Genomic DNA, 11,961 nt, shown 5'->3' on the forward strand with positions numbered 1-11,961 from the left:
CCGACGGACCTCACTTCGGTCGCCCTCCGCTTGACCATGTACCGTGGGTTCGATAGAGGCGCACGGAGTCGAACTGAGGCGACAAGCCTCGGTTTTTGGGCGGAATTTTTCTGTGGTACATTTCGTGGTACCACGGCGAATCCGTCGATCGGAAGGCTGGGAAGAACAAGGGCTTACGCCCTTAGTTCGAATCCCACCCTCTCCGCCACGGGGCCCTCCACAGGGGTCCCCGCTGGTCCACTGGGATCGACTTTTTGCCCTCATTGCGTCTGAGCTCGGCCTGACGCCTGCCCAGTTGGCCCTCGCCTGGACGCTGCGGTAACCAAATCAGATCTCGATTCCAAAGGCTGGGCATGTCTCRCACGTTCGGGGGAATCGGGCAGCGGCTGACGTTGTGCGCCATCCCGGGATACTGGCGCAGCTTGACGCTGCGTTTCCGGCGACGCGACGGTCCGTCGCGCTCGAAATGCTGTGACCTCTTGAACTCGACCATGCACTGCTCGGCGAAAAGGCTCCGTCGGTGGGAAATCAACGCGGATGCGGCGGATGAACGACATAGCGCAAGGCGAGCGTCCCGGCATCGGACCGGGGATAGCGCCCCGGGCCCCATGCCCAATCGGCGCGGGTCAGCAGTTCGTCCAGCTCGCCCGCCGGCCATTTCAGTTCCTGATGCGGCCAGTCCGTCTGTCGACCGCGATAGGCGGCGAGGAAATCAGTCGCCTTGCGCAGGCTGCGGCCGTTGGCGTCGGAATAGTGCCAGAGATCGACCCCGACACAGGAGGCCATCTCCGCGACATCATAAGCCGGCTCGAGGGCGAAGATCGAGTAATGGAAACTGCGCGTTCGGGTGAGTTCGCCGGGCAGTGACCCCGATGGGTCGAACTGGCTGGCGATACGCCGCTCCGGAAAGGCGAGGATGGTCTTGCGCGCGATCTCGGGGCGACGGGCGAACAGCGCATATTGCGTGATCTGGCTGTCGAACCAGATGCCGTGATTGTTCGTCGCCGCATTCTCTGCGCGCCCGGTGGGGCTTTCGAGCATCCAGTCGACGTAATGGCCGAACCAACCCTCAAGCTTGGCGACCTCGGCCGGAGCGAGCGCACCCGATGGGCCGATCAGGCCGACCGCGTCGATCACCGGCTGGAAAGAATTAGTGTCGAGCACGCCTTCCGCCCGGCCGTTTTCCCGCCCCGGCACGGCCTGCGCGAATATGGCGTTGGGGTTCATCGCGGTCGCCGGGTCGAGGAACCATGTTCTGATGACTTCGGCAGCTTTCCGCGCGTAACGCGGGTCGTCACTGTAATAATAGGCCAGCGCCAGGGTCTGGGCATCGTCGCTCATCCGGCCGATCGCAGTCCGGTCATAGGCATTGGTGTCGCGCTGCGGATTGATCTCGCCGTCGTGCCGCACATAGGGGCCGGCGGGATTGGTCGGGTCGGGCCACCAATAGGGTGCTATGCTCATATAGTCATGGCGATCGCCCGACAGGGGGACCGTCGTCTTGTCCATCACCGATCCCGGCTTGCGTGCGAGCGCCGCGTCGGCGCGCGCGATCAGTGCCGCATAGGCAGTCCTGACGGCCGGATCGGTATCGCGCACCGCCTTGATCGGGATGAGCTGGTCGGGCTTGAGGAAGAAGGTGCGCCGCTCGCCAAAGGCACGCGCATAGCCGTCAACGCTGTGGCATGCCTGGGCGGAAGGTCGGCCGGCCGGGCCGCCCAACTCGGGCGGCTGGCTCTGCGCGAGGATTATGGGGGCGGCGAGCACGACGGCGAGGATGGAGTGCTTCATCGGCTCGCCCGGTGTCGTGACAGATCATGTCGGGAGAGATCATAAAGGGCACTGCCAGCAAGCAGAAAAGCCCCGGCGCCATAATATTGGGTGTCGATCTGCGAGACTGAATCCGGGCGGTCGCTGACCTGCTGCACCCAACCGATCATACCGTCCGGCTGGACCGCCCGCTGCAACGCAGCCCAGCCGCGAATGGCGGCGGGGCGATAGGTCGCGTTGTCTAGCAGGCCGGTGTCCACACCCCAGGCGAGTGCCGCGACGAAGAAGCCGGTGCCGCTCGATTCTGGCTGGGTATCCGGCCCGGCGTCGAGGAGCGACGGCGCCCAATAGCCATCCGCCTTCTGCAGCGTCACGATCCGGGCCGCCATCTCGCGGAACAGTCGGACATAAAAGTCCCGGGCCGGATCGCTGCGGTCGAGCTGGGGGATGATCCGCATCAGCCCGGCCATCACCCAGCCATTGCCGCGGCTCCAGAACAGCTTGCGCCCGCCGGCATCGCGACGTTCAAAGAAGCGGCTGTCGCGGAAGTAGAGATGTTCGGCCGGGTCGTAGAGATAGGCGGTGGTGGCGCGATATTCGTCGTGCGCGAAGGCGGCGTAGCGCGTGTCGCCGGTCGCGCGAGTCAGGGCGATCAGGCTTGGCGGCGCCATGAACAAGGCGTCACACCAGCACCATCTCGTCGTGCAGGGTGGATCGCCGGGTCCCGCCGGAGCCGTGAAAAGCAGCGCGTTCTTCGGCCGATTGGTTAGCACGTGATCGAAATAGGCGCGCATCGGCGTGATCGCTGCTTGCCCGGCGCCGTGCCGGGCGGCCCATAGCCAGGCCGTGGCGATCAACTGATCGTCGGCATGAAAAGGCCGGTCGCCAAGCCGCCAGCCCGCGCGCCGCCCAACATCAAGGATCGCGGCGGCGTAGCGCGGATCGCGAGTCCGGTCGGCGAGCGCGGTGAGGGCGACCCAGAAGGTCGCCTGCTGCCATCCGCGTGGGTCGCGCGTGGCTCCGCTGGCCGATGGCATTCGATCGAAGCTGTCCCGGTGCGCGAGTTGCCAGTCAGCGACCCGGCGCGTGGTGGCGAGAATATCGGCAGGCCGCGGCAACCGGCTTTCGGCGGGCGCCGGTGCTGCGATTGCGACCGGTGCTGCGAGGGGAAGGATCACGGGCATGGTCTTCCGGCGGTGAACATTTCGACCACGGGCTCCTCTTTCTGATCGATCGCGTTTTTGCAGCGCCGATGCAGAATCATCTTTCCTTTTTCCGTGGCTCTGTCAATCAGGTTGTATGACAAGTTTGAAAAGGGGGAGCGTGAGTTGGCGATCGTAACCAGTCATGCCCGAGGCTAATCCCACCATCAACGACGTCGCGCGGCTGGCCGGTGTCTCGAAAAAGACGGTGAGCCGGGTGATCAATCGCTCGCCAGTGTTGAGCGAGAGGACACGTCGCCGGGTCGAGGCGGTGATCGGCGAGCTCGGCTATATTCCCAACCCGCAGGCGCGCGGGCTGGCGCTGCGGCGCAACTTCCTGATCGGCCTGATTCACGACAATCCCAACGCCCAGATGGTGCTTGGGGTCGAGCACGGCATCCTCGAGGCCATCCGCGACACCGAGTTCGCGTTGGTCGTGCGGCCGGTCGATCGCGGTTCGCCGGCGATGTTCGACGATGTGCGCCGTTTCCTCGAATGCCACCGGCTCTTCGGCGTGCTGCTGTTGCCGCCGATATCCGAGAATGACGATCTTGCCCGGCTCTGCCGCTCGCTTGGCTGCCGCTATGTTCGCATGGGCTCGGCAAGGCTCGACGACGATGCCCATTCAGTCGCGTCGAACGACGCTGAAGCGGTCACCGAGGCGACTGGCTACCTGATCGAGCAGGGCCATCGCCGCATCGGACTGGTGACCGGGCCGCCTGGCTTCCGCTCTGCGCAGGAGCGGCGGCGCGGCTTCGAGACGGCGCTTGCGGCCGCCGGGATCAAGCTGCCGCGCGCGCTGGTCGCAAGCGGCGACTACCGCTTCGGATCAGGCGTCGAGGCGGGCAACCGCCTGCTCGATCAGGTGCCGATGCCGACCGCGATCTTCGCCTCGAACGACGAGATGGCCGCTGGCGTTCTCCACGCCGCGCGACAACGTAACCTTTCCGTGCCGCAGGATCTGTCGGTCATCGGTTTCGACGATACCGTCATTGCGGGCCATGTCTGGCCGCCGCTGACGACGGTACGCTGGCCGATTGCCTCGATGGCGCGCGCGGCGGCCCTGAAGCTTCTGGCTGGAACGTCCGATGACGATGGCGGGGCGGAGGAACCATCGCTGTTCCTCTCGAAATTGATCCGCCGCGCCTCGGTCGCCCGGCCGGCACATGCAGTGGGCGGAGAAGCCCCATGAACCTGCCGCGGCCCGTGCCGCTCCACCCATCGGAGAAGCCCATGTTCGACCGGACCTATTACGCGACCCATCCCGACATGATGGAGTGCGTCTCGAACGACGAGTTGCGCGATCGCTATCTGATCCAGGACCTGTTCCGCGCGGGCGAATGCGTGCTGAACTATACGCATGCCGACCGGTTCGTGATCGGTGGCGTCGAGGTGGCGGATGCGCCAGTCAGGCTGCCCGACCAGACCGAGCCCGCATCGGCTGTCGGCCATCCGTTCCTCGAACGCCGCGAACTGGCGATCGTCAATGTCGGCAGGACGGACGGCACTGTGCTGGTGGACGGCGAGAGCTTCACGCTTGGCAACAGGGACTGCCTCTACGTCACCATGGGCGCGAAGGACGTAACCTTCTCCGGCGCCGGTGCGCGTTTCTATCTCGCTTCCTGTCCGGCGCATAAGGGCTTCACCACGCGCAAGCTGTCGATCGCGGACGCCAATGCGCTCGAGCGTGGCAGCCTCGAGGAATCGAACGAGCGGACGATCTTCCAGCTCGTCATTCCCGGCGTGTGCGATTCAGCGCAGCTGGTGATGGGCCTTACGGTGCTCAAGCCCGGCAGCGTCTGGAACACGATGCCGCCGCATATCCATGAGCGCCGCAGCGAGATCTATTTCTACTTCGAGCTCGACGGGCCGAACGACCGCGTCATGCACTTCATGGGCGAAGGCGAGGCGATGCGGCACATCGTCGTCGGCAACGAGGAAGCGGTGATCAGCCCGCCCTGGTCGATCCATATGGGCTCGGGCACCAAGGCCTATGCCTTTATCTGGGCCATGGCGGGCGAGAACCAGGATTATACCGACATGAAAGTGCTGGATATCTGCCAGCTCCAATAGCCGCACGGCGGTGCAACGAAGATAGATAAGGGAGAGCGTGATGAGGACCCTATCCACTCTGGCAGTGCTTCTGGCGCTGACGACGACCAGCCTGGCGGCGGCGCAGGACACGTCTCCGGTCGCGGCCACACCCGCCGCCACGTCGACCATGCCGCCGCCCAGCGCCGCCGAGCGCGAGCGCCGCGCGGCGGTTGCGCTGGCCCCCTATCGCTTTGACGACATCCTCTGGGAGAATGACCGCGTCGCCCACCGCATCTATGGCCGCGCGCTCGAGGCCAATGAACCGCCGTCGAGCTCGGGCATCGATATCTGGGCGAAGAATGTCCGGTGGCCCTTCATGGAGCGGCAGCTGCACACCGGGCGCCAGCATGATTACCATGGCGAGGGCCTCGACTTCTACAATGTCCACACCGCGCGGGGCGCCGGTGGGCTCGGCATCTGGCTCGACAACAAATTATGGGTCTCGCGCAACTATGTCCGCCCCAGGATAATGCAAAATGGTCCGAACGTCGCGTCGTTCGAGGTCCAATATGATCCCTGGCCGGTCGATGTCGTGCGCAAAGTATGGGAGACCCGCCGCTTCACGCTGCCGGCAGGTACCAACTTCACCCGCATGGTATCGACGATCCGGTCGGACCGGCCCGATCCGCTCGTCGTCGGCATCGGCATCAGCAAGCGGCCCACAAGTGAGGAGAAGCTCGGCACCCTCACGGCCGACAAATCGACCGGCCGCGTTTCCTGGTGGGGCCCGACTGACCCTACCGCCGGGACGATGGCGGTCGCGCTCATGGTCGATCCAAAGGCGCTGGTCGGCGTGACTGAGGATTATGACAATTATCTGGTGCTGGTACGCGTCCAGCCCGGCGTCCCCTTCGTCTATTATATGGGTGGTACGTGGGACAAGGGCCTGGACTTCCACAGCCGGGCCGAATGGGACGCCTATGTCGCCGGACAGAAACCCGACTTCGACGCGTCGCATCGCTGAAACCGCACTGGACGTAGCGAGTGCAGCGCAACGGCCACGTTGTCATACAAATTTTTAGAGTTGTCATACATATTGAGCGATTCCTGTTGACAGGTCTCTCCTTTTGCCATGACTAGAGGTTGACACCGGTGGCAGCATGTTCGCGCGAGTCGAGCAGAAAGCATCCGGGCAATAGAGGGGATTGTCATGAAGAAGCTTGGTTTGCACACGGGTGCGGCGGTTTGCGCTCTTCTGGTTACGATGCCGGCCTGGGCACAGGAGACGCCCGCTTCCACTCCGCCGAGCGGGCCCGGAACGGCGGATGACGCGGGGAAGGCGCAGGCCGATATCGTCGTCACGGGCTTCCGCCAGTCCTATGCCGACGCCCTCAGAACCAAGCGGGATTCGGCGCAGGTCACGGATTCGATCTCGTCCGACGGCCTCGGTCGTTTCCCCGACCTGAACGTCGGCGAGGCGATCCAACGCCTGCCCGGCGTGCAGATCAACCGCGAAGCCGATTCCCGCAACGCGACGATCAGCCTGCGCGGCCTGCCCGGTACGTTCGCCCGCACTACCCTCAACGGGGTGGGCTTTGCCGACCCCATCCTGTCGAGCGCAACCAACACCGCCTCGACTCCGCTCGGCGCCTTCAATTCCGATATCTTCACCTCGATCACCGTGATCAAGTCGCCTGACGCGTCCGATCTCGCTGGCGGCCTGTCGGGGAATATCGATTTGCGGATCGCCTCGGCCCTGTCGCGCAAGGCCGGCGGTTATGTGAAGGCATCGTACGAATATGACGATCTGGGCGGCCTCGGCAGCCCCAGTTTCTCGGGCGGCTATAACGCCCATATCACCGATAACTTCGCTGTGTTCGGCGTGCTCGCCTATAAGGAAGAGAAGTTCCGCCGGGATTCGATCTCGGTCAACACCTGGGCCAACAAGCTGGGGTCAATTCAGGTCGGCAATCAGAAGGTGCCGGGCGCCAATCCAGTCTATGACGCGCTCGTCGCGCAATATCCGGGCGGGGTCTATTATCCGAGCCAGATCCGCCAGTTCGTCCGGTTCAACAAAGGCCATTTGCTGACCGGTGCCAGCGGTTTCGAATGGCAGGCGTCGGATAGTCTGAAGATCGGCGTCACCGGCTTCTACACCGAGCGCAACCTATCGGAAGGCACCAATCAGCTCCAATATGTCGACACCTCTGCCGGCAACAACACCAACACCGCGCTGAGCGCAACCTCGGCGGTGGCGCATTTCACCAGCCTCGGGACGCCCTATGTGGTCCAGACCGCAACTGGTCCGCGGGCCTATATCAACAGCTTCTCCGCCGAGAATCTGCAGACCTATGATTCGATCCGTTCCGAGCCGGCGAAGCAGAAGACCTGGGCGATCACGCCCAGCGCCGAGTTCAAGAACGAGCAGTGGCGGATCGGCCTGCAGGGGACAATCTCGCGGGCGCAGGTGCTGGCCAACCAGATCGAACTCGACATCATCGAGAACCCCTATCGCAATCTCGGTTCGGCCGGCCTCAACGGGATCACCGCCTCCGCCAATACCGGCGGCACTGACCTTTCCAATTTCAGCATCGTACTGAACACGCCCAATGCATCGCATATTCCCGTCGGCGGATATCCCTTGCCGTCTGCAGCCAATCAGGCGACCCAGGCCGGCGCGCCGATGCCGGGCCAGGCGGCGACCATCCAGGGTGACCGCTTCGGCGTCACCGGCACCAATGGCCTCGGCCTCAACGAGCTCAACGCGGCGCAGTTCGAGGTCGAGCGCAGCTTCGAAGGCTCGTTCCTGTCCGGCATCGAGGCCGGTGTGCGGTACGAGAACAACAAATATACCTCGAGCGGGTCGCGCAACACCTCGCTGGGCGCGAACACCGGGAACATCACCCCGGCTATGTCAGTCGTGAATCCGTATGTCGGCGATTTTTTCGGCGGCGCCGCGCCCGGCTATGACACCGCATGGCGTTCGCTGAACGTCAACCAGGTCCTCGGCGCGATCACGCCGGTCAATACCCAGCCGCGGACCAGCGCCAATCCAAACGGCCTGCCCGGCCAGTTCGTGATCGCGCCAAATTCGGGGGTGTTCCTTACCCCCTATGGGCTGGTCAACAACTACTGGGACCCGAATTACTGGAATAATAATTTCACCAACCAGAACAATATCTTCTCGGCCTTTGGCATGGTGAAGTTCGACGGCCATTTCCTTGGCATGAAGGTGAGGGGCAATGCCGGCCTGCGCTATGAGCATACGAGCAACACCATCGTTGCGCTCAATTGCCAGAATTGCTCAAGCGCCCTGTCGGTCCCAACTGGTCCGGTCAATCACGGGGTGGACAACCGCACCTACAAGAAGAATTACGGCTATTTGCTGCCATCGGCGATGTTCGCCGCCGACCTGAGCGACAAGCTCTTGCTGCGCGGTGCCTATTACAAGACCTATGTCCGCCCGCAGCCGCGCGACACGATCCCGATCACGTCAATCCTGATACCCGAAGCGCTGACCCCGCCAGTCGATCCGGTCTACAATGTCACGATCGGCGCGACCAACATCAAACCCTATACCGCGGACTCGTTCGACCTCTCGCTCGAATGGTATAATCGCAAAGGCGGGCTGTTCGCGGTCGCGATCTATCAGAAGAATGTGAAGGGCTATATCGGCCCGATCACCGACCAGAATGTGTTGTGCCCGGCCAACGGCCTGATCAACGGAATCGATTATGGTCTCGGCACGCTGAGCGTGGTGGGCCCGAACTGCATCAGCTCGAATACCTTCAACGGGGCGGCAGGCACTCCGGTCAACGCCCGGGTGTTGATCAGCGGCGTCACCAACCAGTCGCCGATCCGGGTTCGCGGTGTCGAGGTCGCGGTCCAGCAGAATTTCGATTTTCTGCCTGGTTTCCTGAAGAATTTCGGCGGTGCCGCGAACTACACCTATACCAGCATCTCGGGGAAGGACACGGCCGGCAATCCGATCACGCTGCCGAGCGTGTCGAAGGACAATGTGAACGTGATCGGCTATTATGAAACCAAGCTGTTCGGCATTCGCCTCGTGTATAACTGGCGCGGCAAATATGATCTGGCCGCCGGCAACAGCTTTGTGGGCGATGCCCGGACGGTCAAGGCGCGGAGCCAGCTTGATGCCTCGGCATCGCTCAACATCACGAAGAACATTTCACTTTCATTCGATGCGTTCAATCTGACCGACGCGACACGATCGGAATATGAATCCGATCCGATGCTGCCGCGTCGCATCGATTATGACGGCCGAACCTATCAGGGGACCCTGCGCGTATCCTTCTGACAAGAGCAGCTCTCGCTTAAAGGGGGGCACCCGACAGCGGCGGTTGAACCCGCACGCTGTCGGGCAGCCCCCTCGTCCCGACAAGGATGGCATGCCATGTTCCTGATCCTCTTCATGTCCACGATGGCGCTCGCCCAGCCGGCGCCGACGGCGGCCGACTATGCTCTGCTTGGCGCACATTTTGCCGCTGGAAAGGTCGAGAGCGACGCGGCGAGGGTGACGATAGCGCGGGCTCGCGCGGCGCTCACCCGCCCGCCGGGGGCGATCCGGCAGCTCCACACCGAGGGCACGCTGCCGGGCAAGGGCATCCGCGAAATCAGCCTCGTTGCGAAGCGCGACCAGCCGATCGTGCTGGATCTGGCAATGGCGTGGCGGCTGACCGGCGACCGCGCGTTCCTCGATCAGGCCGGGCGCTATCTCGATGCCTGGGCGCGCATCTACCAGATGAGTTTCAATCCGATCGACGAGACCGGCTTCGATCAACTGGCGATGGCTTATGACCTGACCGAGGCCGATCTCCCCGCCGATGTGCGGGCGCGGTGCGACGCTTTCTGGCGGCGAATGGCGGCGGGCTATCTCGACGCGATGGATGAACCCGGCCTGGGCCATGCCAACACCAATTGGCAAAGCCACCGCGTGAAACTCGCGACCATGGCCGCTTTCCTGACCGGCGACGGTAAGCTGATCGACCGTGCACGCGCCGCCTATCGCAAGCAGATCGCGATCAACCTCAGGCCCGATGGCTCGACCTTCGATTTCGAAGAGCGCGACGCGCTCCATTATGTCACTTATGATCTCGACCCGCTGATGATGGCAGCGCTGGCCGCCAGGGCGCATGGCGAGGACTGGTACAGTTGGAGCGCGCCGGGCGGCGCTACTCTGTCCCGCTCGCTCGATTGGCTCGCGCAATTCGCCGACGGGAAGCGCACACATATCGAGTTCGCCAATTCGAAGATCCAGTTCGATCGCGACCGCGCCGCATCGGGTCAGGCGGAATATGCCCCGCATGTCTGGCAGCCGGACGCTGCGCTCGACACCTTCGCGATCGCTGCGTTGCTTGATCCGCGTTTCGCCGATCTGGCCGCAGCGCTGGCGGCGAAGAGCGGGCGCACCCCAGCCGCCTGGATCACCCTCTTTTGATGCCTTCAGCGGGCCAGCACCGGCGCATTGTACGACAACTTTCGCGTGCCGGGCTGGTGCCCGCCGGGATTGCTGATAGGATTGCGCCATGACGACCAAAGCCGCATCGCTCGCCGACGATCTGGTGAAGCAGTTCGAGCGCCGCATCGAGGTTGGCGACATGCCGCCCGGATCGCGCTTCCCGACTGAAAAGGCGATCACCGACAGCTTCGGCGTAAGCCGGACGGTTGTTCGTGAGGCATTCGCGCGACTTGCGGCCAGGGGCCTGCTCGAATCCCGGCGCGGATCGGGCGCCTATGTCGCCGAGACAGCGCGCTATCAGGCGTTCCAGGTCACGCCCGAGGAAATGGGCGAAATGGACGACGTGATCAAACTGCTCGAGATGCGCATGGCGCTCGAGACCGAGATCGCCGATCTCGCCGCCACCCGCCGAACCGGGGAGGATGTGGCTGAAATGCGCAAATGGCTCGAGTTGATGCGGACGAGCGGCGATATCGACGAAGCCGTCGCCGCTGACATGGCGTTCCACCGCGCAATCGCGGCGGCGACCCGCAACGACTATTATCTTCGTTTCATGGACTTCCTCGGCATTCGCCTCGTGCCGCCGCGCCGGCTTTATCTGAAGGACCGGGCCGAGACTGAGCACCGCGCTTATGCGCGCGATATCTACCGCGATCATGAGGCGATCCTCATTGCGATCGAGGCACAGGATCCCGCGCGTGCGCGCCGGGCCGCACGGCGCCACATGCAGAAAAGCCTTGAGCGCCATCGACGCCGCAAGGCGGCCGAGTGTGAAACAGGGGACTGACATCGGAAGTCACGTCTGAGACGAGCTGCGCAATTCCGCGGGTCGACTAGTGTATGACTTGCGTCGGGCTAGACGCTCCTCAAAACCCGGTTCGTCGTCGCCTGCCCGACAGGCATAACTGGTGATCTACTGGCACCGGCCTTGTACATGCTGGGTCATAGGGTTGCTCGGCCTTGTCGCGATCGGCGCTCCCCGCGAGCCTGCGCTCAAAAGCGTTGGGAGAAACATGATGACCCGCACTCCGCTGACCTTGTCGCCCAGCCAGAAGAGGGACCTGATGGGCGCCTAAGCAGCTGACTGCACGATACAATTTCTACCAGCGGACCGCTGAAGGTCACAACATCAGCCACTTCCGTAAAGCAACCGTTCTCAGAAACTTTCCATTGTTGGTTGCGACAGTCTCGGTTCCCGGCGCCCGTTTACGGAGCCCGCCTGCCTGCTCCGATCGAAGCTGACTTCCGGTTCCGGATGGCGGCGGGGCCCGGATCGCAGAGCTGGGCGCGTATTAGGGGCCGGCAGGTGGCATTGGGCCCGGGGTGGTCGCGCCATTGATCGGCGATCAATGTAATCCTGATCGATCAGCGGGTTGTGAAAAAATTCGAGCTATCAAAAAATATCGCTAAACAATTTTCATTCTTTCCCGATCTTAGTTTGAGGTGCCGCGCGATGCGGCCGTTTCGGGGTGCCTC

Annotated in this window: 8 protein-coding genes; 6 read left to right on the forward strand and 2 right to left on the reverse strand. The window is 63.3% G+C overall.

Features of this window, described 5'->3' with window-relative positions; all coding sequences use genetic code 11:
• Nucleotides 1-528: 528 nt before the first annotated feature.
• On the reverse strand, nt 529-1,791 hold the full coding sequence (locus AC1DVS_RS25880; protein WP_478027382.1) for an alginate lyase family protein: 1,263 nt from the start codon (nt 1,789-1,791) through the stop codon (nt 529-531).
• Entirely contained in the window at nt 1,788-2,948 is a 1,161-nt protein-coding gene (locus AC1DVS_RS25885) for a glycoside hydrolase family 88/105 protein (RefSeq protein ID WP_478027383.1), read from the reverse strand. The genes AC1DVS_RS25880 and AC1DVS_RS25885 overlap by 4 nt, the downstream gene beginning before the upstream one ends.
• 169 nt (nt 2,949-3,117) lie before the next feature.
• Here AC1DVS_RS25885 and AC1DVS_RS25890 point away from each other — a divergent pair, with 169 nt between their 5' ends.
• The 6 genes from AC1DVS_RS25890 (at nt 3,118) to AC1DVS_RS25915 (ending at nt 11,272) form a co-directional block, all read left to right on the forward strand.
• Nucleotides 3,118-4,164 (forward strand): LacI family DNA-binding transcriptional regulator, encoded by a 1,047-nt coding sequence (locus AC1DVS_RS25890; RefSeq protein ID WP_478027384.1) that lies wholly within the window; start codon nt 3,118-3,120, stop codon nt 4,162-4,164.
• 41 nt (nt 4,165-4,205) lie between these two features.
• Nucleotides 4,206-5,045: a 5-dehydro-4-deoxy-D-glucuronate isomerase gene (gene kduI, locus AC1DVS_RS25895; protein WP_478027393.1), complete on the forward strand. Its 840-nt coding sequence runs from the start codon at nt 4,206-4,208 to the stop codon at nt 5,043-5,045.
• A 40-nt stretch (nt 5,046-5,085) separates the two neighbouring features.
• On the forward strand, nt 5,086-6,030 hold the full coding sequence (locus AC1DVS_RS25900; protein ID WP_478027385.1) for a DUF4861 family protein: 945 nt from the start codon (nt 5,086-5,088) through the stop codon (nt 6,028-6,030).
• Nucleotides 6,031-6,216: 186 nt separating this feature from the next.
• The gene (locus tag AC1DVS_RS25905; RefSeq protein WP_478027386.1) at nt 6,217-9,324 is read left to right on the forward strand and encodes a TonB-dependent receptor; all 3,108 of its coding nucleotides are present in this window, start codon (nt 6,217-6,219) and stop codon (nt 9,322-9,324) included.
• A 96-nt stretch (nt 9,325-9,420) separates the two neighbouring features.
• On the forward strand, nt 9,421-10,464 hold the full coding sequence (locus AC1DVS_RS25910) for an alginate lyase family protein (RefSeq protein WP_478027387.1): 1,044 nt from the start codon (nt 9,421-9,423) through the stop codon (nt 10,462-10,464).
• Between the two features lie 88 nt (nt 10,465-10,552).
• The gene (locus AC1DVS_RS25915) at nt 10,553-11,272 is read left to right on the forward strand and encodes a FadR/GntR family transcriptional regulator (protein ID WP_478027388.1); all 720 of its coding nucleotides are present in this window, start codon (nt 10,553-10,555) and stop codon (nt 11,270-11,272) included.
• Nucleotides 11,273-11,961: the final 689 nt, after the last annotated feature.

This window comes from Sphingomonas sp. P3_C5 (assembly GCF_056402635.1).